The following is a 23559-nucleotide window of genomic DNA, read 5'->3' as shown; positions in this document are numbered from 1 at the left end:
TCAACAATGTTGAGAAATAGTTTTTTATTATGACACAAAAGAAAACAACAGATTTTAAAAAATATATTAAATGGTTTTGGTTGCTAATTCTAGGTGGGTTTGCAGCAGTATTACTATTGTTTTTAATTGCTTCTTGGGGTGGTTTAGGAAAATTACCAACGTTTGAAGAATTAGAAAATCCAGAAAATAATTTAGCAACAGAAATTATTTCTTCAGATGGTAAAACATTGGGTAAATATGCTACAGAAAATAGAACACCTATTAAGTTTAAGGATTTACCAGATAATTTAATAAAAGCTTTAGTAGCAACAGAAGATGAACGTTTTTTTGAGCATTCTGGTATCGATTTTAAAGGAACTGCAAGAGCTATCTTAAAACCAGGAAGTGGTGGTGCTAGTACAATAACACAGCAACTAGCTAAAATGTTATTTACTGGTAGAGCTTCTAGAAATATTTTTTTAAGAGTTGGTCAAAAGGTGAAAGAATGGGTGGTTGCTATAAAATTAGAAAGACAATATACCAAAAATGAAATTCTTACCATGTACTTAAATAAGTACGATTTTATAAACCAAGCAGTTGGTATTCGTTCTGCAGCGCGTATTTATTTTGGTAAAGAACCTAAAGAATTAGAGATACAAGAATCTGCAATGTTGGTAGGGATGTTAAAAAATGCATCACTATTTAACCCTTTAAGAAGAGCCGAACGAGTAAAAAATCGTAGAGATGTTGTGTTAAAACAAATGAATCGTAGCGAGTTTCTTTCTGAACAAGAAAAAGATTCTTTACAGGCATTGGCTTTAGGTTTAGATATTCATAAAGAAGGACACAGTGATGGTTCTGCAACTTATTTTAGAACATATTTGCAAAAATATTTAAGAAAATGGGTGGAAGAAAATCCAAAACCAAACGGAGAAGAATATAATATTTTTAGAGATGGTTTAAAGATTTATGTAACGATAGATTCTAGAATGCAAAAATATGCAGAAGAAGCTATTGAAGAACACATGTCTAATTTACAATCTTATTTTTTTACAGAGCAGAAAAGAAATAAAACAGCTCCTTTTTATGACATAGATGAATCTGAAATTAATAGAATTTTAGAAAGAGCTAAGAAAAATTCTGACAGATATAAAAGATTAAAAATTGCAGGAAAATCTACAAAATATATCGATGAAGTTTTTAAAACCAAAACGGAAATGAGTGTTTTTTCTTGGAAAGGTGATATTGATACCATTATGTCTCCAATAGATTCTTTAAGATATTACAAATACTTTTTACGTTCTGGCTTGTTGTCTATAGAGCCACAATCTGGTCATATTAAAGCTTGGGTAGGTGGTATTAATAACAAACATTTTAAATATGATGCAGTTGCGCAACAGAAAAGACAAGTAGGTTCTACCTTTAAGCCATTTGTATATGCTGCTGCAATTAATCAATTAAAATTATCTCCTTGTGATGAGTTTCCAAACATACCTTATACAATTCCAAAAGGAAAATATGGAATACCTAAAGCTTGGACTCCAGAAAATGCAAGTAGAAAGTATGGTGGTATGCTAAGTTTAAAAGATGGTTTAGCAGGTTCTGTAAATACAATGTCTGTAAGATTAATAGATATGGTTGGTCCAGAGAATGTAGTGCGTTTAGCAAAATCTGCTGGTATAGAGAGTGATATTCCTGCAAATCCTTCTATTGCATTAGGTGCCGTAGATTTATCATTATTAGAAATGGTAAGTGCATATGCTACTTTTGCAAATCAAGGTTTACGTGTTGCTCCAATGATTTTAACAAGAATTGAAGATAAAAACGGAACTGTTTTAGAAGAATTCACACCAGAAACAAAAGAAGTTTTAAGTGAAGAATCTGCTTATGTTGTGTTAGATTTATTAAAGGGAGTTACCCAATCTGGTTCTGGTGTTCGTTTACGTTTACCTTGGAAAAAAGCAGATTACGTTACAGGGCATCCTTATAAATTTACAAACCCAATTGCAGGTAAAACAGGTACCACTCAAAATCAATCTGATGGTTGGTTTATGGGGATTGTACCTAATTTAGCAACAGGTGTTTGGACTGGTGGAGAAGATAGAGCAACTCATTTTGCTGGTATTGCAAAAGGACAAGGAGCTACAATGGCTTTACCTTCTTGGGCGTTATATATGCAAAAAGTATATGCAGATGAAACGTTAAATGTGAGTAAGAAAGATTTTGAAAAACCAGATAATTTATCAATCAATATTAATTGTAATGATACATCTGATGATAACGATGCTCCTATAGAAGAAGATACCGATTTTTAGTCTAAAAAGAATCTCCTAATATTTAGGAGATTTTTGTTTCAATAAATTCTTTATTTTGCATTAAATTTATTTTTTAGTAAATTACAAGAATGTCGCTTCGCGTTTAGTCGGGAAGTTCTAAAACACGAACAATTATGATCAATAAAGAAGTAAACAACGTAGAAGATGCTTTAAAAGGTGTTAAAAATGGAATGACTTTTATGTTGGGTGGTTTTGGTTTATGTGGAATTCCAGAAAATGCAATTGCTCAATTGGTAAAACTAGATGTTAGAGATGTTACTTGTATTTCTAACAATGCAGGTGTAGATGATTTTGGTTTAGGATTATTGCTTCAAAATAAACAAATCAAAAAAATGATTTCTTCATATGTAGGAGAAAATGAAGAGTTTGAACGTCAAATGTTATCTGGAGAATTAGAAGTAGAGTTAACTCCGCAAGGAACGTTAGCAGAAAAATGTAGAGCTGCACAAGCTGGTTTCCCAGCATTTTATACGCCTGCAGGTTACGGAACAGAAGTTGCAGAAGGAAAAGAAACCAGAGAGTTTGATGGTAAAATGTATGTTTTAGAACCTGCTTTTAAGGCTGATTTTGCCTTTGTTAAAGCTTGGAAAGGAGATGCTGCTGGAAACTTAATTTTTAAAGGAACTTCTAGAAATTTTAATCCGAATATGTGCGGCGCCGCAACAATTACTGTGGCTGAAGTAGAAGAAATGGTTGAAGTTGGTGAATTAGACCCCAACAATATTCATATTCCCGGAATATTTGTACAACGTATTTTTCAAGGTAAAGATTACGAGAAAAGAATAGAACAAAGAACGGTGCGTAATCGCGAATAATTATTCGTTTGTTATTCCTGCCTAGACAGGGATTGATACTGTATTAATTTGAAATTAATTAGAGAGTTTTGTTTCTACAAGAATCACATTAGATCGAATTAATACATTTTCTAATTATCAAATTTATTAATTTTCAAATTAGTACTATGTTAGACAAAATAGGAATTGCAAAGCGAATAGCTCAAGAAGTTCAAAACGGATTTTATGTAAACTTAGGTATTGGTATTCCAACCTTGGTTGCTAATTACGTACGTGAAGATATTGATGTTGAATTTCAAAGTGAAAATGGTGTTCTAGGCATGGGCCCTTTTCCTTTTGATGGTGAAGAAGATGCAGATATTATAAATGCTGGTAAACAAACGATAACGACGATGCCTGGAGCAAGTTTTTTCGATTCTTCAATGAGTTTTGCTATGATTCGTGGTAAACATGTAGATTTAACTATTTTGGGAGCCATGGAAGTTGCTGAAAATGGTGATATTGCCAATTGGAAAATTCCAGGTAAAATGGTAAAAGGAATGGGAGGTGCAATGGATTTAGTTGCATCTGCAGAAAATATTATTGTTGCCATGATGCACACCAATAAACGTGGTGAATCTAAAGTTTTAAAGAAATGTTCTTTGCCTTTAACGGGAGTTGGTTGTGTAACAAAAATAGTAACAAACTTAGCATTTTTAGAAGTAAGAGATAATGTGTTTCACTTGTTAGAAAGAGCTCCTGGCATTTCTGTAGAAGATATTAAGAATGCAACAGAAGGAACCTTAATTGTAAATGGAGAAATACCAGAAATGAAGTTTTAATATGAAGTTATTTAAAAAAACATATTGGTTAATTTATCCCATTCTAATTGTGTTGTTTATGTTGATTTTTGATCAATTTTATACCTCGGATAATTTCCCTTTAAAAGCGGCAATTAGTGCTGTTTTAGCATTTATCATATCGCCAAGAAAAAAAATAATTCTAACCCAAACAGGAAAGAAAAAGCAAATTACTTGGATCTTTTTAAAGAATCCAATAGTGCTAGAGCAATAAATTAAAAATAAGAGTGTTTTCCTTTATCAGGAAATTAAAAAGCATACATGAAGATAATATCATACAACGTAAACGGCATTAGAGCCGCATTAAAAAAAGGATTTTTAGATTGGTTAGAAGCCGCAAATCCAGATGTAATTTGCATACAAGAAACCAAAGCACATAAAGAACAATTAGATCTTACCGATTTTGAAAATGCAGGTTACCCATATCATTATTGGTTTTCTGCACAGAAAAAAGGATACTCTTCTGTAGCCATTTTTTGTAAAGAAAAACCAAACCATATTGAGTATGGAACCGGAATTGAATCTATGGATTTTGAAGGTAGAAATTTACGAGTAGACTTTGATGGTGTTTCTGTAATGAGCTTGTATTTGCCTTCTGGAACAAATTCTGAAAGATTAGACTTTAAGTTTAAATACATGGATGAATTTCAAGAATACATCAATAATTTAAAACTCGAAATTCCGAATTTAGTAATCTGTGGAGATTATAATATTTGTCATGAAGAAATTGATATTCACAATCCGAAAATGAAAAACGTTTCCGGCTTTTTGCCAGAAGAAAGAACATGGATTGGTGAATTTATTAAGAGCGGATTTATAGATAGTTTTCGTTTTTTAAATCAAGAAAAACAAGAATATTCTTGGTGGAGTTACAGAGCAAATTCTAGAGCAAATAATAAAGGTTGGCGCTTAGATTATGCGATGGTTTCAGAACCTCTAAAAGAAAAAATTTCTAGAGCATATATTTTGCCAGAAGCAAAACATTCAGACCATTGTCCAATAGCTGTAGAACTTGATATTTAAAATAAAACATGAAGAAACTAATTATATTCCTCCTATTAACTAGTCCTATTTTTTCACAAGTAAAAAAAGATACTTTATTTATAACCAAAGACACCTTACAAAAACCTATTAGAAAAAGTTTTTTTTCTGATGCAGATTTAAATGCAATTGATAGCTTATTGGTCGATGAAAAATTTAATTCGGCATTGGTAGATTCGTTAAGTTACGTAATAAATGATATAGATATTATAGGAAACACAAGCACTGTTTTAACAACAGATTTGTTAAAATCACGTCTTACTGCTTTAAATAATAAAACGCCTTTTAATTTAGCATTTAATCCTTCTTTAGAACAGGTAATTAATAGTTACTTGTTACACCGTAAAAGATACTATCCTGCTTTAATGGCAAAAGCAAAATACTATTTTCCAATGTTTGAGCAATATCTAGATCAATATGATATTCCTTTAGAAATGAAATATTTGGCTATTGTAGAATCTGCTTTAAGACCAAAAATTAAGTCTGGAGCTGGTGCAACAGGTTTGTGGCAATTTATGTATGGTACGGGAGTAGAGTTCGATTTAAAAGTGAGTTCTTATGTAGATGAGCGCCAAGATCCTGTAAAAGCAACCATTGCTGCTTGTAAATATTTAAGTCAGTTATTTACTGTTTTTGGAGATTGGGATTTAGCTTTAGCGGCCTACAATTCTGGACCTGGAAATGTAAGAAAAGCAATAAAACGTTCTGGTGGGTATACAAATTATTGGAATATAAGACCTTATTTACCAAGAGAAACGGCAAGTTATGTACCTGCTTTTTATGCAACTATGTATATTTTTGAATATGCAAATGAACATAATATTTATTCTGAGCTTCCTCAGTTTTTTGATTTTCAGACAGATACAATTCATGTTAAAAGAACCATTAGTTTCGATCAAATTTCAGAGAAGATTGCCATTGATGAAGATGTTTTGTCTGAGCTAAACCCGTCTTATAAATTAGATATTATTCCGTTTGTAAAAGACAAAAATTATGCTTTAATATTACCAAGTAGCAAGGTTATTGAGTTTTTAGATAAGGAAAAAGAAATTTATGCTTTGGCAGATACAGATGATGCGCAAAGAGAAAAACCTTTACCTAAGTATTTTGAAATGGATCAACGTATACGTTACAGAGTAAAAAATGGAGATTTCTTGGGTAAAATAGCAAATAAATTTGGTGTTCGTGTAAGTGATCTTAAACGTTGGAATAGTTTAAAGACAAGCCGATTAAAAATAGGGCAAAGATTGTCTGTTTATCCAAAGAAAATAGGGAGGTAAATACTGTTTAAAGAAACATAAAAGTAATAAAAACTCCCCTAAAAGATACCTAATAGACCTGCTTTAAAGTATTTCTAAAAACATTTTTAATTTTCTTTGAAATACTTTAAAAGTGGAACAGTATTTGGTGTATTAAACTTTTAGATGTTAGAACCAACCTTACAACATAAAAAATAACTAAACTCATGAAAAAAATATTTACACTACTAGTAATTGCAGTTTTATTAACCTCATGTGATGATGGAAAGGATAAAATTACTTTACGATCATCGGTTGGTAAAGTAAACAAAGTAATGGTAGTTACCAAGGCTAGTGATTGGGCTGGTGATATTGGTAAAGAAATAAGAAATTCTTTTGGAGAATTAATGGTTGGTTTACCGCAGCCAGAATCTCTTTTATCTGTATCTCAAGTTGCTCCAAACGGATTTAAAACAATGATGCAAGTTGGTAGAAACATTATGGTTATTGGTGTTGCAGATGAAGAAAAATACTTTGTAAGAAAAAATGTATATGCACAACCACAAACTATTGTTTATGTATATGCCAAAGACAGAGAAAGTGTTGTAAAACTCTTTAAAAAACATCATAAAGAGATTATTAAAACTTTTATTGAATCTGATGTAAACATGCTTCAAAATTTGTTTGCAAAAAATAAATTAGATGATTCTCAGTTTAAAACACTACAAAATTTAGGGGTTTCATTAACCATTAATAATAAATTTAATACCGTAGATGATACGGGAGATTTTTTATGGTTGCGTCAACATTTATCAAGCGGAATTGCAAAAACCGGAAGTAATAATATTTTAGTGTATGCTGTTCCTTTAGTAGATGAAGCACAAGTTTCTGATAGTATTGTAGCTGTTAGAAATAGAATTGGAAAAAAATACATACCTGGTTCAGATCCAGAAACCATGCACATGATTACCGAGTTAGCATATACTCCTTTTACTTTTGATGCAGTTATAGATGGTAAAAAAGCGTATGAAACTCGTGGAAAGTGGGAAGTGAAAAACGATTTTATGGCAGGACCATTTTTAAATTACACGGTGGTAGATAAAAAGAACAACCGATTAATTGTTTTTGAAGGATTTACTTATGCGCCTTCTGTAAATAAAAGAGCTTTTTTGTTTGAATTAGAGGCTATTGCAAAATCTATGAAGATTAAATAAAAAGGAACTTATATAAAAAAAACCGAAAGCATTTGCTTTCGGTTTTTTTATGCTTAAAAATATTATTTAGTAACCAATTTTGGCTCTCACTCTTTTTAGAACACCGTTAGCAACAACAGTTGCTTTTTCTGCTCCAATTTTTAAAGCCTCATCAAGTTCATGCTTATTTTCCATATAATGATTGTAACGATCTCTTATTGGAGAAAACTGCTCAAGAATCAATTCATATAAAGCTTGTTTTGCATGTCCATACCCATAACCTCCACCTTCGTAGTTTGCTCTCATTTCTGCAATTTGAGTATCTGAAGCTAGTAATTTATACAATGCAAAAACATTATCTGTATCTGGGTTTTTTGAATCTTCTAAGCCTAAACTATCTGTTTTAATAGCCATTATTTGTTTTCTTAACTTTTTGTCTGGTAAGAAAATATTGATAATGTTATTTCTAGATTTACTCATTTTTTCACCATCAATTCCAGGAACTAACTTTGTTCCTTCTTGAATTTCCGCCTTTGGCGGAACCAATGTTTCCCCAACAATATTATTAAACCTATTGGCAACATCTCGTGTCATTTCTAAATGTTGTAATTGATCTTTACCAACAGGTACAATCTCTGCATCATACAATAAAATATCTGCAGCCATTAACATTGGGTAGGTAAATAAACCGGCATTAACATCACCTAATCTATCTGCTTTATCTTTAAACCCATGTGCTAATGTTAATCTTTGATACGGAAAAAAACAGCTTAAATACCAAGTCAATTCTGTTGTCTGTGGTATATCACTTTGTCTGTAAAATATTGTTTTGTTAATGTCTAATCCACAAGCAAGCCAAGTAGCAGCAACACTATATGTGTTTTCTCTTAATTCTTTTCCATCTTTAATCTGGGTTAAAGAATGCATATCTGCAATAAATATAAAAGATTCATTTCCTGGACTATTTGCCATTTTTATTGCTGGTAAAATAGCTCCTAATAAATTTCCTAAATGTGGAGTTCCTGTGCTTTGTACACCTGTTAAAATTCTAGACATTACGTTGTTTTTATCTTTTTTTTTGATGGAGAAATTCTAATTCTCTCTGTAACTACAAAAATAAGGTTTTGTTTAAGAAAACCTATCAAACAAAAGAATATTAGTATTTTTGTTTCTTAGTAGCATTAAGAATAGTAACTTTATTCTTTTAAGTGATTACTAATTTAAATAATCAAGCAATTTTTTTTGATTCTATGAAATACCTTAAAATCCCTTTTCTTTTAATTTGGCGTTTGTGGTTTTATCTTTTAATGATTGTAACTATTTTAGTGATGTCTCCGCTTTTACTAGTATTTACTTTTAAAGAGTCGCATTATCATATTTTTTGGAGAATTGCTAGAATTTTATCTAAAGTGTTAATTTACGGAATGGGTTTTCGTTTAAATACGCAATTTGATGAAGAACTAGAGCCGAATAAAAGTTATATGTTTTGCCCAAATCATACTTCTTTAATGGATCCTTTTGTATTGATTGCCATCAGTAAAAACCCTATTGTATTTGTTGGTAAACAAGAGTTGGTTAAAATACCTGTTTTTGGTTTTTTCTATAAACGAGTTGTTATTATGGTAGATAGAAACAATCCAGAAAGTAGAAGAAGAGTTTTTAGCATGGCTAAAAAAAGATTGCAAAATGGTGTAAGTATGGCTATTTTTCCTGAAGGATTAGTGCCAGAAGAAGATGTAATTTTAGCACCATTTAAAAAAGGAGCTTTTAGTTTAGCTATTGAGTATGAGATACCTATTGTGCCGCAAGTTTATTTTGATTGTAAACGTTTATTTTCTTGGGATATTTTTAAAGGAGGTATGGGTGTTTTTAGAGTACACCAACATAAATTTATTTCTACAAAAGGCCTGTCTACTAAAGATATAGATCAATTAAAAGACAAAACATTTGATATTATTTACAATGATTTGGCAAATGACAAAAAGTATATGAAAGATACAAATAGCACAAAATGAGTGTAAAAATAAATCCAGGATATTCAGAGACAGAAGAACGCTTAAATGTTTGGTCTCATGGTTTAGGCTTGCTTGCAAGTATTATTGTTTTTCCTTTTTTAATAGTAAAAGCAACTAACTATGTTAACTTTTGGAACATTACTAGTTTTGTAATTTATGGGTTGAGTTTAATTGTTTTATATGCTGCTTCTACATTTTATCATGCAGCGAAAAATCCGAAGAAAAGAAGACGATTAAATATTTTTGATCACGCAGCTATTTACGTTTTAATTGCTGGGAGTTATACGCCTTTTTGCTTAGTAGCTTTAAATTCTGATTTAGGTTGGTATATGTTTATTGCCGTTTGGCTTTTTGCCTTAACAGGTATCATTTTAAAACTATTTTTTACAGGAAGGTTCGATAAGATTTCTACAGCAATGTATCTTTTAATGGGTTGGCAAATGATGTTTTTTGTAAAACCTTTAATGGAAGCATTAACAAGTTTTAGTTTAAATTTATTAATTGCAGGAGGTGTATTTTATACGGTTGGAGCCATTTTATATTCTATCAAAAAACTACCTTACAATCATGCTATTTTTCACGTATTTGTTTTATTAGGTAGCATCAGTCACTTTCTTGCCATTTATTATTTGTAGATATTTTATTCCCAATCTTTAAAAGGATGTTTACTAATACTAGAATTATAGTATTTTACATCTCCAGTAACTTCTTTGCCTAACCAACTTGGTTTTGTAAAAGTTTCAGTTTCTGAGTTTAATTCTACTTCTGCAACCGTTAAACCCTGGTTATCTCCATAAAATTCATCAACTTCAAAAGTATGATTACCTACTTTAACTAAATATCTTGTTTTATCTATAATACTTGGTTCGCATAATAAAAGTAAACTTTCAGCTTCCGTTTTGTCAATTTCTTTTTCCCATTCAAAACGGGTTGTTCCTGTTGCATTAGATTTTCCTTTAATAGTCATAAAAGCTTTTTCATCAGCAATTCTAACTCTTACAGTTCTATTTTTATCAGAATTTAAATACCCTTGTTTAATGCTTTTTTGAGCGTAACTATTACTTTTAAAATCGTTGTTTTTTACTAAAAATTTTCTTTCTATTTCTACACTCATAAAATCTTTTCATTTTTGTACTAATGTAAGGTGTTTTATCGTTATTGTAACAATAAATAAATATCTTTGAGAATCAAAATTTAATAATGAAAAAACTGTTATTACTATATACATTGCTATTTTCAGTACTTTTTTCTGCGCAAACAGATTATAGTGCTTCTTGGGAAGACTTTTATTCTTACAACAATGTAAAAGATTTTGTAAAAGTAGATGATGTAATTTATGCTTTATCAGACAATGCTGTTTTTACGTATAATGTGGTTACAAAAGAGATTGAAAAATTGTCTTCCGTACAAGGTTTGTCTGGAGAAAATACAAGCTCTATTCATTATAATAGTGATTTTAAAAGGCTTGTAATTGGGTATGAGAACGGATTGGTAGAGGTTGTAGATGAGGATGGTATCATAACTATTTCTTCGGATATTGTTAGTTTTAATCAATCTGGAGAGAAAAGCATCAACGATATTACAGCGTATAATGGCAAATTGTATTTGTCTACCCCATTTGCTATTGTAGTGTATGATATAGATCGATTAGAGTTTGGAGACACCTATTTTATTGGTGCAGGATCTAGTGCTATAAGAATTAATGCAACTACTATTTTAAATAATGTTATTTATGCAGCTACCGAAAACGGAATTTATACGGCAGATATAAACAATACATCTTTAATAGATTTTAATAATTGGAAACAGCAATTTAACGGCAATAGTTTTAAGAGATTAGTAACGTTTAATAATAAGGTATTTACAATTTCCGGATCCAAATTATATGAAATAAATGGAGGTGTTTTAGGGCCACGAGAAAGAGATTTGTCTCAACCCATTATTTCTATTAAAAGTTCAGCCTCTTTTTTGACGGTTACGCTAAGTAAAAACTCCGTAATTTTTGATACATCTTTAAATACTGTTTTTCAATTTAGCACGATACCAGGTTTCAATTTTACCTTAAACAATTCCTTTTTTGAAAATGAGACCATTTTTTTAGCAACCAAAGAATATGGTATTTTACAAAAGAATAAAAATAGCATAGATTATATTGAAATCCATCCAGAAGGTCCTGTAGAAAATGATATTTTTTCTATTGCAGCGAATAATAACAATGTTTGGGTTGTTTATGGAGGTTATACAGATACTTACGGACCTATTGGTAATAGAATAGGCATTATTAGTCATTTTAACGGTGAAGAAATTGATGGAGAAAAATGGAAAAATATAAAATTAAATTCAGTTGCTCCTTTTACAGATTTAAACCATGTAACTATAGATCCAAATACAGAAAATAAAGTCTATGTAAGTTCTTTTGGTGATACGAATATAACTTCTATTAATAATAAGAATGCAACAGGAGGTTTAATAGTGTTAGAAAATGACGAGATAAAAACATTTTATAATCATAATAATAGTACTTTAGAAGATATTGAACCAGGAGATCCAGTAAGAGTAACGGTAAGAGTTAGTGCTTCTGTCTTCGATTCTCAAGGAAATTTATGGGTTACAAATGTTTTAGTAGATAATGAGTTACACAAACTTTCTGCAAGTGGCAATTGGACTAGTTTTGATATGAGATCTGTAGAAACCGATGCTAGTAGGGCAGGTTTAAGTGAAATTGCTATAGATAAAAATAACAGTCTTTGGTATGGCTCAAGAGCAAATGGAGTCTATGTTTTTAATGAAAATGGAAATAGAAAAAAAGCTTTGATTGCTACACCAAATTTAGGAAACCTTCCGGATGCAAATGTAGAGTCTGTGGCTGTGGATGGTAGCAATAGAGTTTGGATTGGTACGAGATCTGGTTTGGTAATGTATAGTAATGCATCAGGTGTTTTTGATGATGCCACACCAAATGCAAATGCAGTAGTTATCAACGGAAACGAGGAGGGTTTTGGAGAAAGGCTTTTGGGAGATCAAAGGGTTAATAGCATTGTGGTAGATGGCGCAGATAATAAATGGTTTGGTACAGATAATGGAGGTGTAATTTATACCAATCCAAACGGACAAACTACTTTAGCCAATTTTAGCATGCAAAATTCGCCATTACCATCTAATAAAATTGTAAAAATAGCGGTAGATGATAGTACAGGGAAAGTTTATTTTGCAACCAATAGAGGTCTTGTAGTTTACAATAGTAAAGTGGCGCCTTTTGGCGATGTTATTCCAGCTATTTATGCTTACCCAAACCCTGCGCTAAAAAATCATGAAACGATTACTATTGATGGTAGAAACGGTACACATTTACCAAAAGGAACCAATGTAAAAATAATTGATGTTGCTGGTAACTTGGTGCATGAAACGAATGTAGTAGAAGGGCAGGAGTTACAAGGAGGAAAAGTGGTTTGGAATAAAAAAAATCTTGCAGGTAATGCTGTAGCTTCTGGTATTTATATTGTGTTACTTTCTAATGAGGATGCAACAGAAACAGCGGTTACTAAAATTGCAATTGTAAATTAAAATGGCTGTTGTAACTACTAAAGCAATTGTTTTAAGTTCTCTAAAATTTGGAGACTCTAGCTTAATTGTAAAATGCTTTACAGAAGAAGAAGGTGTAAAATCTTATTTAATTAGAGGTATTTTAAAAGCTAAAAAAGGAGGTATAAAGGCCGCTTATTTTCAGCCTTTAACACAATTAACAATTGTTGCAAGCCATAACAATAAAGGGACTTTAAATTCTATTAAAGAGGTTCAGGTTTCATATCCTTACCAAACTATTTATAGAGACATTGTTAAACAATCTGTAGTTTTATTTTTATCTGAAGTGCTCTCTTATGCTATAAAAGAAGAAGAAAAAAATGAAGGCCTTTACGAGTATTTAGAATCGGGACTTATTTGGTTAGATTTACATGATAAAATTGCCAATTTTCACTTATTGTTTTTACTAAATTTAACCCGTTTTTTAGGTTTTTATCCAGATTTATCTGATGAAGACAAATATGGTTTTGATTTAGGTGAAGGCATGTTTTCTGATTTAATCTCTCAAAAAAACATTATTTCAGGCAACTATTATTACCAGTTTAAAAAATTGTTAGGCATAACTTTTGACGAAATAGAAAATGTATCTTTTAGCAAACAAGAGAGACAGATTGTTTTAAAAATTATAATTCACTATTTCGAATTGCATTTAGATGGATTTCGAAAGCCAAAATCATTACAAATTTTAGAAACCGTTTTTAGTTGATACATCAAAAATACCGACTGAAAAAGACTTAAGACCGCTTTGCTAAAAGACGCAAGAAACAAGACTTTGGCTATTGATTGTTTTTTAGCTTGAAAAAAATTCTAATTTTTCTTCTTTTTACCTTCTTCAGTAAAATTATCGTTTAATGCTCTTTCTGTTTTTATAACACTAACTAAAATAGATAATAGCACTAAAACCATTGGTTGCCAAGTTAATTCTATAGTAGCAAAGTTTACAAGAGCTAAAGCACCTAAAAAAGAAATACCAGAGTAAATTAAAAAACTTTTATTAAAATTAGCATTTGCAAAATCCCATATTTCTTGATTTAGCATTGCTTTTGGTGTTTTGTAGCCATAAATTCCATTTACTTTTTTGGGAGGGAATTTCCAAAAAAGAATACTGATTAAAAATAATAAACCGTTTGTGGTAAGTATATATATGAAAGTTTCACTCATAATTCTATTTTTTTAATTTTGCTACTGCTACTGCTACTGCTACTGCTACTGCTACTGCTACTGCTACTGCCTACTTTTTAATAGGTCTTAATAATCCTTCTTGTGCTACAGAGGCAATTAATTTACCGTCTCTTGTAAAAATATTTCCTTTAGACAAACCTTTAGCTCCAAAAGCATTTGGAGATTCTACCGAATACAACATCCAATCATCAAAATCGAAATCTCTAAAAAACCACATAGAATGATCTAAACTTGCGGTTTGAGTATTTCCAAAATTGTAGTTGCTTGCATTCGGGTTAAAAGCTGCATTTAATATGTTATAATCAGAAATATAGGCAAGAATTTCTTGTTTTGTTCTAAAATTCATTTCTTGCTTTTCACCTTTTAAACGAAACCAAACCTGTTCTGTTGGTGGTAAATTTTCTGGTTGTAGTGGGTTTGGTATTCTTACCGGCTTAAATTCTATGGGTCTTTCTATGCTTAAAAAGTATTTCATAGATTTTGGTAAAAAATCACCAAATTTCTCTAACATATCATCCCAACTCAATAATTTTTCAGGTTGCTTTATAGCCACATCAAACGTTGCTTGATGCTCAAAACCATCTTCTTTTTTATGAAATGAAGCTGCTAAAATAAAAATAGTTTTTTCATTTTGGCTAGCAGTAACTCTTCTTGTAGAAAAACTACCTCCATTTCTTACTTCTGCTACATGGTAATTAATAGGAATCGTTAAATCTCCGGCTTCTAAAAAATAAGAGTGTAAAGAGTGCAAAAAACGATCTTCTGGTATGGTTTTATAAGCAGCATTTACTGCTTGTGCTATTACTTGTCCGCCAAAAACATTAGGACTTCCAATGGTAACGCTATTTCCGCGAAAATTATGATTGTCTAAATTTTCTAAATCTAAAAGTGATATTAATTCTTTAGTGTTTTTCATGCTTGGGTTCTAAAGTTTTAAAAGGAAATTTTTGTTGAAATGGAGTTGGTAGAACTCTTTGCAAAAATAACTTTAAAATTTTGTTTTTAATCGTTTTTTGATGACGAAGATACATGGTTAAATCTTGGGGTACTGCACCAACAGAACTTTTTATCTCGCTAGCAGTTCTGCCAAAATTTAAAATTTTTAGTTTTTTATTAATGGCAATTTCTATATAATCATAGAGCATTCTTTGGTAAATAGCGTATTCTCTATTTAATTGATAATCGATACCTACAAAGTGTGCGTCTAATGCTTGTTTATTAACAACTCCAGAAATAAAACCAACAATTTTATCATCTAAATAATAAGATCTTAAAATGTAAGTATCACCAAATTTTTCTTTTAAATTTTTATAAGTTTCTAAATTGAAAACGCCTAAATTAAAACCAGAATTTAATGCAACTTTTTTATAAAGAGCAGTTATTTTTGGTAAAATATCATCTATGTTTTCTAAAGTAACTTCTTTAATTTCTATTTTAGAGCTCTGCTTAAAAGCTTTTTTTGCTTTTACTCTAAACTTCGTTTTCATGGCAGCCAAATAATCATCAAAATTTTGCCAATTTTCATGTAATTGAAGCTTCATATTGGGTTCAACAGAAAATGGATGGTAACCAAAATCTTTTAAAATATTAGTAATAAACAAAGATTCGTTTGCAAAATCTTTTACAAGAAATGCATCAATCTGTTTTTTTAGCTTTTTATCAGCATTCACAAAGTAATTGATGCTTTCTGCCAATTCTTTTATAATGGCTTTTTTATCTTGATTTTCCTTTATAAAAACGCCATGTTCTCCGCTAACAAAAGTGTTTCCACAAACAAATAATTTTAAAGGTTTTTTATCAGGAAATACATGTAGTTTTCTTCCAATATTTTTTAAAGTTTCAAAATCGTTTTTAATAGAATTTAATTCAAAATTAATTATTTTCAAACTTGCAAAAGCAGTAGGTTGATTCTCTTTATCAACCAAAATAATATAAATAAAAGTTATTTCTGGGTGATTTTTTTCTAATGATGCTAAAAATTCTGGGTGAAAATAAATATTTTCGGTACAACCTAAAGCCTTCCAAGTTTTGGAAGGAATTTCATCTATAGAAGAGAAAAATTTTGCGGTATTTTTGGTAGTACTGCAAATCAAATTAATTCATATGGTATTTTAAATTTCTATGCAAAGTTCCGTTTTCTTTGGTAATAATAGGTCTTTTTATAAGTCAAATTTTATTGCTTCTAATTTCAATAGCTTTTATGTATTATTAGTGTCTGCAGTTTTTTTATAAAAAAAAAGGTCTTTATAAGCCTAACTTTTATTTTCTATAATTAATAGCTTTAGAAAAGAATGTTCTAATTAATTCTTTTTGTGGCGAGTAATCAGTCGTAATAAGGGTATGGCTTCTTACGTATTGTTGTCTAAATTTTATACGAGTCTAAAATGGAGTATCATTTATTATTGGTGTAATTTTTTAATAGATAATTGTTATTGGCAGTAACATTAATAAAAACAGTGTGTCTAGTCTTATTTTATTAAAAAGGTATTTCTTTTTGATTTTTAAAATTGATGAAACTCTAAAATTAGACGATACTTAGATTTGTTCGTTTAGTATATAACGTTAAAATAAAAAGAACTTCATTAAATTTTAACTCAACAATTAACCAATTATAACATTTCTTTAACATTCTTGATTCTAAACTATTTAATGTTCTGAGCGTCTTAGAACTATATTTGCCAAATACCATTTTTTTAAAAGCATAAAATTTAAAGTACAACTAACTAATTATGAGAAAGATTATTCTAGCTATTCTAGGAGTTTTAACAATTGTAGGTGCTATCTTATTAGGTAATTACCTTATTGATAAAAACCAAAAACCAAAGCCAATATTTAAAAGACAGCTAAAAACAGTTTTTGTAGAAAATGTAAATAATAAAAATATTCCTATTATTTTAACTGCAAGCGGAAACTTAATTGCAAAGAATAAAATAGAAATCTACTCTGAAGTTTCTGGAGTTTTAAAATCTGCTAATAAATTATTTAAGGCGGGTACAAATTATAACCGTGGCGAAACTTTATTAAGTATTAATAGTGATGAGTTTTACGCTAGTTTACAATCTCAAAAAAGCAGTTTAAACAACTTAATTACTGCTATTTTACCAGATTTACGTTTAGATTATCCGGTTGAATTTAAGAAGTGGGAAAATTATTTACAAGGTTTTGATATGAATAAATCAACACCAAAATTACCAAAATTTTCATCAGATAAAGAAAAGTACTTTATTTCTGGAAGAGGAATTTTAACGGCATATTATAATGTTAAAAACCTAGAAGTACGTTTGTCTAAACATCAAATTAGAGCTCCTTTTTCTGGTATCTTAACAGAAGCTTTAGTTAGCCCTGGAACTTTGGTTAGAGTGGGGCAGAAATTAGGAGAATTTATAGATCCTAAAATATATGAAATGGAAGTTTCTGTAAATTCAGCATATGCAGACTTATTAAAACTTGGTAATTCTGTTGACTTATCTAATTTAGAAAAAACAAAAAAATACACAGGAAAAGTGGTTCGTGTTAACGGAAAAGTAGACCAAGTAACACAAACTATAAAAGCATATGTAGATGTAATACATACCGATTTAAAAGAAGGTATGTTTTTAGAAGCAGACTTAGTTGCCAAATCTGAAACAGATGCTATTGAAATTTCTAGAAAATTATTAGTAGATAACCAATCTGTTTATACAGTTAAAAATGACAGTATTTTAACGTTAACTAATATTCAACCAGTTTATTTTGGCAGTGAAAAAGTGGTGATTAAAGGGTTGGAAAATAATCAAAAAATATTAACACAAATACTGCCAGGTGCTTTTGATGGTATGATTGTAAAAATTAATAAACAGTAATTAGATGAAAAAAATAATTACATATTTTATTAAATATCCTGTTGCTGTAAATGTATTTATTATTGCCTTTGTTGCTTTTGGGTTAGTGGGCGCATTAAATATGAAATCGTCTTTCTTTCCATTAACAGATTCAGAATTAATAAACATTTCTTTAACATACCCTGGTGCTTCTCCAGCAGAAATGGAAGAAGGTGTTGTGTTAAAAATTGAAGACAATTTAAAAGGAATTGTTGGTGTAGAACGTGTAACATCTGTTTCTAGAGAAAATTCTGCAACCGTAAGAATAGAAGTAGAAAAAGGTAAAAATATAGATGTTGTTTTAACCGATGTAAAAAATGCAGTAGATAGAGTTCCGTCTTTTCCTTCTGGAATGGAACCTGCCGTAATTGCAAAGGTAGAAAGTGTAAGACCTACTATTAGTTTTACGGTTAGTGGAGAAAATATTCCGCTAAAATCTTTAAAGCAATATGCTAGAAATATAGAAAATGACATTAGAGGAATTGAAGGAATATCTCAAGTTGCTATTTCTGGTTTTCCAGACGAAGAAATAGAAATTGCTGTAAAAGAAAATGATTTACGTGCTTATAATTTATCTTTTGCAGAGGTTGCACAAGCTATTCAAAATTCTAATCTTTTAATTACTGGAGGTAATATAAAAACACCTCAAGAAGATTATTTAATTAGGGCAAGCAATCGTTTTTATTATGGTATAGAATTGCAAAACTTAATTGTAAGAACAGAAACAAACGGAAATATAATTAGGTTAAAAGACATTGCAGATGTTAGAGATACGTGGTCAGAAACTCCAGACAGATTGTATTATAATGGTAACCTAGCAATCGATATTTCTATTAGTAATACTAATAACGAAGACTTACTTTCTTCTGCTGATAAGATTAAAGAGTATATCTATAAATTTAATCAAGAAAACCAAAATATTCATTTAGATATTACAGATGATAGAAGTGTTACCTTACAAGGTAGAACCAAACTTTTAATAGAAAATGGAGTCGTAGGTATTTTACTTGTTTTGTTTTTCTTAGCCTTATTTTTAAATTTACGTTTGGCAATTTGGGTGGCTTTTGGTTTGCCTATTTCCTTTTTTGGAATGTTTATTTTAGCAGCTCAATTTGATGTTACTATAAATATTTTATCCCTTTTTGGGATGATTATTGTAATTGGTATTTTGGTAGATGATGGTATTGTAATTGGAGAGAATATTTACCATCATTATTACGACTTAGGTAAATCTAAAATTCAAGCGGCAATAGACGGAACAATGGAGGTAATTCCGCCAATTGTATCTGCAATTCTAACAACTATAATAGCTTTTTCTACCTTGTTTTTTGTAGATGGTAGAATTGGTAATTTCTTTAGTGAAGTATCTACAGTGGTCCTTTTAACCTTAACGGTTTCTTTAATTGAAGCTTTAATTATATTACCAGCACATATTGCACATTCTAAAGCTTTAGATAGAAAAAGATTAGAAAGTGGTGAAATAAAAAAGAAGAATGCAATTGATGCTTTTTTTAATAAAATAAACAGATTTGCAGATGGGGGCTTAACCAAGGTAAATCAAAAACTATATGTTCCTTTCTTAAAGTTTTCATTAAAAAACAAAGTATTTGCATTTTCAATTCCTATTGCTTTATTAATTTTTAGTTTAACATCCATTGGAGGGGGAATTGTAAGAACTTCATTTTTTCCTTCTGTTGCAAGTGATAGAATTCAGGTTACTTTAAACATGCCACAAGGAACTAATGAACACATTACAGATTCTATTATTTCGGCAATAGAAGAAAAAGTTTGGATTATTAATAAAGAATACACAGAAAAACAATCTGGAGATGATGAGGTTGTACAAAACGTAATTAAAAGAGTTGGTCCAGGGAGTGCAAATGCATCTTTAAATATTAATTTATTACCAGGAGAAAAAAGAGAGTTTGCATCATCTGAAATAACAAATTCTATTCGAGAAAAAGTTGGAAAAGTATATGGTGTAGAAAGTTTAATTTTTGGTTCTGGTGGTAACTTTGGTGGAAGCCCGGTGGCTGTGTCTCTTTTAGGAAATAATATTGAAGAGCTTAAAGCAGCAAAAGCAGAATTAAAGCTAGAGTTAGAAAATAACCCACTTTTAAAAGATATTTCAGACAATGATCCTGCAGGAATAAAAGAAGTAAGCATCACCTTAAAAGACAACGCTTATGTACTAGGGTTAAATTTACAATCTGTAATGGCACAAATTCGTTATGGTTTTTTCGGTTTGCAAGCACAACGTTTTCAGCGTGGACAAGATGAAATTAAAGTTTGGGTACGTTATAATAAAGAAGATAGGTCTTCTATTAAAAACTTAGATGATATGCAAATTGTAGCTCCAAACGGAACTAGAATTTCGTTTTCTGAAATTGGAAATTATCAAATTAAAAGAGGAGACATTGCTATAAATCACTTAAACGGAAAAAGAGAAATTCAAGTTTCTGCAGATTTAAAAGATGCTAAAGAAAGTGCTACAGAAATTTTAGATGATATTAAAACACGTGTAATGCCGTTAATAATTTCTAAATATCATTCTGTATCTCCACTTTACGAAGGTCAGAATAGAGAGGCCCAAAAAACTATAGATTCCTTAGAATGGTTAAAGTGGATTATTTTAGGCTTAATTTATATTGTAATTGCGTTTACATTTCGTTCTTACAGTCAGCCTATTTTACTGCTTTTAATGATTCCTTTTAGTATGATTGGGGTTGTTTTGGGGCATTATATTCATGATTTCTCTATAAATATTTTATCTTGGTTAGGTATTATTGCTTTGGTGGGTATTATGGTAAATGATGGTTTGGTTTTAATAGGGAAGTTTAATAGCTATTTAAAAGAAGGAATGTTGTTTGATGATGCATTAATTATGGCAGGTCAATCTCGTTTTAGAGCAATTTTCTTAACTTCTTTAACCACAGTAGCTGGTTTAGCACCTTTAATGTTAGAAAAAAGTAGACAAGCACAATTTTTAATTCCAATGGCAATTTCTATTTCTTACGGAATTGCAATTGCAACTATTTTAACCTTGGTAATGTTGCCATTACTATTGTCGGTTTCTAATTCTATAAAAGTGGGAATTAAATGGTTAAAAACAGGAGAGAAAGTAAATAAAGAAGAAGTAGAAAGAGCTATTATAGAATCTAAATTCGACGAACATGAAGATCATTAGAAACACCATATTACTAGTTGGGTTTTTATATACCTTACAAGGGATTTCACAAGAAATCTTAACGAAGAAAGAAGCACTAGAAATTACGTTAGAAAATAATTTCGGAATTAAAATAGCAAACAATAACATAGACGTAGCAAAAAATAATAAAAGTATATACAATACAGGTTTTTTGCCAACGGCATCTGTTTCTTCTGGGGCAAATTATAGTAATAATAATCAAACCAACACACCGCAAACGGGCGCATCAACATCTACAACAGGTGCTGTAACTAAGTCTTATAACGCAAGTATTAGCTTAAATTATACTCTTTTTGATGGATTGGGAAGAAAATACAATTATGAGCAATTAAAAGAAACTTATAATCTAACCGAATTGCAAGCTAGAGAAACAATCGAAAATACGTATTTACAATTGTTTACGACGTATTTTCAAATTGCAAGGTTATCAGAAAATAAAACAAACTTAGATGAGGCATTGTCTATTTCTAAACAACGTTTACTGCGTGCAAAATATCAATACGAATACGGACAATCTACCAAGTTAGAGTTGTTAAACGCAGAGGTAGATGTAAATAATGATAGCATAACATTAATAAGTGCCAAACAGCAATTAAGCAATGCAAAACGTGGTTTAAACATTATTTTAGGAATTGAAAAAGCAGTAACTTATAATGTTGAAACGGAGGTTGTTTTTAATAAAATGATGAACTTAGAGGAGCTTCAGCAAAAAACAATTGCTAATAATTCTACCCTTAAACAAAATGAAAAAAACATTGCAATTAGTGAGTTTAACATAAAAGTAAATAAGGCTAATTATTTACCCTCTTTAGCTTTAAATACATCTTATGGTTGGAACCAGAATGATAATGAAAACCTTGCCAATGCCTTTCAACCAAAATCTACATCATCTAACGGTTTAAATGCTGGTTTAAGTTTATCTTGGAATTTGTTTGATGGTGGAAGTACAAAAACGAGGGTTGCAAATGCAAAAATTGCTTTAGAAAATCAGCAAATACTATTAGAGCAACAAAAAGTAACCATCAATAATAATTTAAAAAATACTTGGGAGAATTATCAGAACCAATTATTTATTCTAAAAGCACAAGAACAAAACGTGTTAACCACGCAAAATAATTTTGATAGAAGTACAGAGCGTTACAAATTAGGACAGATAACTTCTATTGAATTTAGACAAGCTCAGATTAATTTTATCAATTCTAAAACGGCATATAACAATGCTAAGTTTGATGCAAAACTGATTGAATTACAGCTTTTACAATTAAGTGGAGATATTTTAAATGTGAATTTTTAAAAAACTGATTTTGATCATATTTTAAAATCATCTTATTTTTTATTTTTGAATTCAAAATTAGATGAATATGAGCTTTTTAAATATACCACAAGTTTCTTGGGTAAATGGTACCATTATGATAGGCGTTTTTGCTGTAGTTGTTGTTGGCTTAGTTGTAGTCGTTTATTTATTAATGAGTACAGATAAAAAAGCAAAGTAATTATTACCTAATATATACAAAAGCCTGAGTTTATCTCGGGCTTTTATTGTTGCAATAAATTTCAATATCCTTTATTTATAAAAAACGTTTCACTATTTTTATAGATGAAAAATAAAGTAAAATGACAAGTAAGTTAGAAATTAATTTTGGCTATCTTTTAGAAAAAGATTTAATTTCAGAAATAGAAGAATTAGGGGTTTTTAAAACCTTTAAAGAAGATACAACCATTATAGAAGTTGGAGATTATATTAAATCGATGCCTTTACTAATTTCTGGTGCTATTAAAATTCTTAGAGAAGATGAGCATGGAGATGAGATTGTTTTATACTATTTAGAAAAAGGAGATACTTGTGCCATGACACTTTCTTGCTGTATGGGACAAACAAAAAGTAAGATTAGAGCGGTTGCAGAAACAAATGTTGAATTAATTATGTTGCCAAAAGAAAAAATGGCAGAATGGTTAGGGAAATATAAAACGTGGCAATCTTATATTTTACAAACCTATCATAACAGAATGGATGAGCTTTTAGAAGCTTTAGATACCATCGCTTTTCTAAAAATGGACGAGCGTCTTTTTAAATATCTTAAAGATAAGGCAATGGTTACCCACAATGATGTTTTAAATGTTACCCACAAACAAATTTCTGAAGATTTACATACCTCTAGAGTTGTAATTTCTAGATTGCTTAAAAAGTTAGAAAACGAAAGTAAAATTCAATTATTTAGAAATAGTATTAAAGTTTTAGAACTGTAACATTAGTTACTGTGTAATTTAAAGTGGAGTCTTATTTTTGTAATA

Annotated in this window: 21 protein-coding genes; 16 read left to right on the top strand and 5 right to left on the bottom strand. The window is 30.1% G+C overall.

Annotated features, from left to right (window positions below; all coding sequences use genetic code 11):
- Nucleotides 1-29 precede the first annotated feature (29 nt).
- The 7 genes from GQS58_RS05065 (at nucleotide 30) to GQS58_RS05035 (ending at nucleotide 7441) form a co-directional block, all read left to right on the top strand.
- On the top strand, nucleotides 30-2294 hold the full coding sequence (locus tag GQS58_RS05065) for a penicillin-binding protein 1A (protein ID WP_166383527.1): 2265 nt from the start codon (nucleotides 30-32) through the stop codon (nucleotides 2292-2294).
- Between the two features lie 134 nt (nucleotides 2295-2428).
- Nucleotides 2429-3130: a CoA transferase subunit A gene (locus GQS58_RS05060; RefSeq protein WP_166383525.1), complete on the top strand. Its 702-nt coding sequence runs from the start codon at nucleotides 2429-2431 to the stop codon at nucleotides 3128-3130.
- A gap of 146 nt (nucleotides 3131-3276) precedes the next feature.
- A complete protein-coding gene (locus GQS58_RS05055; protein ID WP_166383523.1) occupies nucleotides 3277-3930 on the top strand; it encodes a 3-oxoacid CoA-transferase subunit B in 654 nt (217 codons plus the stop codon).
- A 1-nt stretch (nucleotide 3931) separates the two neighbouring features.
- Complete coding sequence (locus GQS58_RS05050) at nucleotides 3932-4162, top strand: hypothetical protein (RefSeq protein ID WP_166383521.1); 231 nt, start codon at nucleotides 3932-3934, stop codon at nucleotides 4160-4162.
- A gap of 47 nt (nucleotides 4163-4209) precedes the next feature.
- The gene (locus GQS58_RS05045) at nucleotides 4210-4971 is read left to right on the top strand and encodes an exodeoxyribonuclease III (RefSeq protein ID WP_166383519.1); all 762 of its coding nucleotides are present in this window, start codon (nucleotides 4210-4212) and stop codon (nucleotides 4969-4971) included.
- 8 nt (nucleotides 4972-4979) lie between these two features.
- A complete protein-coding gene (locus tag GQS58_RS05040; protein WP_166383517.1) occupies nucleotides 4980-6269 on the top strand; it encodes a lytic transglycosylase domain-containing protein in 1290 nt (429 codons plus the stop codon).
- 185 nt (nucleotides 6270-6454) lie between these two features.
- Nucleotides 6455-7441 (top strand): DUF4837 family protein, encoded by a 987-nt coding sequence (locus GQS58_RS05035; RefSeq protein ID WP_166383515.1) that lies wholly within the window; start codon nucleotides 6455-6457, stop codon nucleotides 7439-7441.
- Between the two features lie 66 nt (nucleotides 7442-7507).
- Here the strand turns inward: GQS58_RS05035 and trpS are convergent, their stop codons facing one another.
- Nucleotides 7508-8476, bottom strand: a complete 969-nt coding sequence (gene trpS, locus GQS58_RS05030) for a tryptophan--tRNA ligase (RefSeq protein ID WP_166383513.1) — start codon at nucleotides 8474-8476, stop codon at nucleotides 7508-7510.
- Nucleotides 8477-8670: 194 nt separating this feature from the next.
- On the opposite strand from trpS, the gene GQS58_RS05025 reads away from it, so the two are divergent.
- Together GQS58_RS05025 and trhA are read left to right on the top strand one after the other, a co-directional pair.
- Nucleotides 8671-9435: a lysophospholipid acyltransferase family protein gene (locus GQS58_RS05025; protein ID WP_166383511.1), complete on the top strand. Its 765-nt coding sequence runs from the start codon at nucleotides 8671-8673 to the stop codon at nucleotides 9433-9435.
- The gene (gene trhA, locus GQS58_RS05020) at nucleotides 9432-10070 is read left to right on the top strand and encodes a PAQR family membrane homeostasis protein TrhA (protein ID WP_166383509.1); all 639 of its coding nucleotides are present in this window, start codon (nucleotides 9432-9434) and stop codon (nucleotides 10068-10070) included. The genes GQS58_RS05025 and trhA overlap by 4 nt, the downstream gene beginning before the upstream one ends.
- 5 nt (nucleotides 10071-10075) lie before the next feature.
- On the opposite strand, the gene GQS58_RS05015 is transcribed toward trhA, so the two are convergent.
- Entirely contained in the window at nucleotides 10076-10549 is a 474-nt protein-coding gene (locus GQS58_RS05015; protein ID WP_166383507.1) for a CYTH domain-containing protein, read from the bottom strand.
- An 86-nt stretch (nucleotides 10550-10635) separates the two neighbouring features.
- On the opposite strand from GQS58_RS05015, the gene GQS58_RS05010 reads away from it, so the two are divergent.
- Entirely contained in the window at nucleotides 10636-12999 is a 2364-nt protein-coding gene (locus GQS58_RS05010; protein WP_166383505.1) for a hypothetical protein, read from the top strand.
- A gap of 1 nt (nucleotide 13000) precedes the next feature.
- Nucleotides 13001-13723 carry a DNA repair protein RecO gene (gene recO / locus GQS58_RS05005; protein WP_166383502.1) on the top strand — a complete coding sequence of 241 codons (723 nt, stop codon included), beginning with the start codon at nucleotides 13001-13003 and terminating at the stop codon, nucleotides 13721-13723.
- Between the two features lie 101 nt (nucleotides 13724-13824).
- Here the strand turns inward: recO and GQS58_RS05000 are convergent, their stop codons facing one another.
- The 3 genes from GQS58_RS05000 to GQS58_RS04990 form a co-directional block, all read right to left on the bottom strand.
- Nucleotides 13825-14178 carry an SdpI family protein gene (locus GQS58_RS05000; protein ID WP_166383500.1) on the bottom strand — a complete coding sequence of 118 codons (354 nt, stop codon included), beginning with the start codon at nucleotides 14176-14178 and terminating at the stop codon, nucleotides 13825-13827.
- 70 nt (nucleotides 14179-14248) lie between these two features.
- On the bottom strand, nucleotides 14249-15115 hold the full coding sequence (locus tag GQS58_RS04995; RefSeq protein WP_166383498.1) for an acyl-CoA thioesterase: 867 nt from the start codon (nucleotides 15113-15115) through the stop codon (nucleotides 14249-14251).
- Nucleotides 15102-16292, bottom strand: coding sequence for a peptidogalycan biosysnthesis protein (locus GQS58_RS04990; protein ID WP_166383496.1), 1191 nt, complete (start codon nucleotides 16290-16292; stop codon nucleotides 15102-15104). The genes GQS58_RS04995 and GQS58_RS04990 overlap by 14 nt, the downstream gene beginning before the upstream one ends.
- Nucleotides 16293-16928: 636 nt before the next feature.
- On the opposite strand from GQS58_RS04990, the gene GQS58_RS04985 reads away from it, so the two are divergent.
- The 5 genes from GQS58_RS04985 to GQS58_RS04970 all read left to right on the top strand — a co-directional run bounded on the left by GQS58_RS04985 (nucleotide 16929) and on the right by GQS58_RS04970 (nucleotide 23514).
- Entirely contained in the window at nucleotides 16929-18041 is a 1113-nt protein-coding gene (locus tag GQS58_RS04985; RefSeq protein ID WP_166383494.1) for an efflux RND transporter periplasmic adaptor subunit, read from the top strand.
- A gap of 4 nt (nucleotides 18042-18045) precedes the next feature.
- Nucleotides 18046-21246, top strand: a complete 3201-nt coding sequence (locus GQS58_RS04980; protein ID WP_166383492.1) for an efflux RND transporter permease subunit — start codon at nucleotides 18046-18048, stop codon at nucleotides 21244-21246.
- On the top strand, nucleotides 21233-22561 hold the full coding sequence (locus GQS58_RS04975) for a TolC family protein (RefSeq protein ID WP_166383490.1): 1329 nt from the start codon (nucleotides 21233-21235) through the stop codon (nucleotides 22559-22561). Before GQS58_RS04980 ends, GQS58_RS04975 begins: the two co-directional genes overlap by 14 nt.
- 67 nt (nucleotides 22562-22628) lie before the next feature.
- Nucleotides 22629-22760 carry a hypothetical protein gene (locus tag GQS58_RS17285; protein WP_262887954.1) on the top strand — a complete coding sequence of 44 codons (132 nt, stop codon included), beginning with the start codon at nucleotides 22629-22631 and terminating at the stop codon, nucleotides 22758-22760.
- A gap of 121 nt (nucleotides 22761-22881) precedes the next feature.
- Nucleotides 22882-23514 (top strand): Crp/Fnr family transcriptional regulator, encoded by a 633-nt coding sequence (locus tag GQS58_RS04970; protein ID WP_166383488.1) that lies wholly within the window; start codon nucleotides 22882-22884, stop codon nucleotides 23512-23514.
- Nucleotides 23515-23559: the final 45 nt, after the last annotated feature.

The sequence above is a fragment of the Polaribacter sp. 11A2H genome (assembly GCF_011379025.1).
In the GTDB taxonomy this organism is placed as follows: Bacteria; Bacteroidota; Bacteroidia; order Flavobacteriales; family Flavobacteriaceae; genus Polaribacter.
Note: the sequence above shows the minus strand (reverse complement) of the source record. Positions and strands in the feature narration are given on the sequence as shown.